Source organism: Stenotrophomonas sp. A3_2 (assembly GCF_036624925.1).
GTDB classification, from domain to species: Bacteria; Pseudomonadota; Gammaproteobacteria; order Xanthomonadales; family Xanthomonadaceae; genus Stenotrophomonas; species Stenotrophomonas hibiscicola.
Genome location: NZ_JAZKVY010000113.1, coordinates 1 through 663 on the forward strand (window position 1 = coordinate 1; position 663 = coordinate 663).

1 protein-coding gene is annotated in these 663 nt (G+C 61.5%); it reads right to left on the reverse strand.

Translation table 11 applies throughout. The features are described 5' to 3' along the window. On the reverse strand, positions 1-508 hold a 508-nt coding region (locus R5H29_RS02345), incomplete at its 3' end, for a hypothetical protein (protein WP_332328677.1). Positions 509-663 lie beyond the last annotated feature (155 nt).

The window sequence follows — 663 nt, forward strand, 5'->3', positions numbered from 1 at the left end:
AGGCGCCATCGAGCCGTTCGCCCGATGGTCCGGCCAGCGATGCGAGCCTCAGCGCCGCTCTAACATGGTCAGATGCCTGGCGCTTGCCGCGCCGCAGACCCTGCGCTCGCGCTTCGCGGCGGATCGTTTCGGCTGCGACGATCGTATCGCCATGCTCCTCGACCCACCGCAGGGCTTCGCTCAGGATTGCAACGGCCACGTCTTCGGGGATGAACGGTATGACGCCCTTGGTCGCCCTGGTGTGGCCGGCGGCCTCATAGGTCGTTTCCAGCGGCAGCGGATCGACCAGTGGCGCATCGTTCAGCTTTTCTCGCTGACGATAAAGGTCTTTGATCACGAGCAGATAGTTCGTGATTGTGGCAGTTGAGATATTGCCTTTGTCTCCGCCGGCGCGTGCAGGACGACAGCGCAACCATTTGCAGAGTTGTTCGACCGAAGCTGGATCGATCCCGGCAAAGCGCGAGTGTCCTTCGCATGCCATCCATTCCAGCAGCGCGCGCAGCAACATTGCTTTGTGATGGATCGACGCCGGAGACGACCGTTTGCGCCCTGATGGAGGATGATAGTGCATCGACCAGAGGAAGTGCTTGGCGGCGCGGACAAGCTGAACATGATCACTGTTCCCGATGCGCGTGTGCTCCGGCATGGCCAACGCCCAACTGA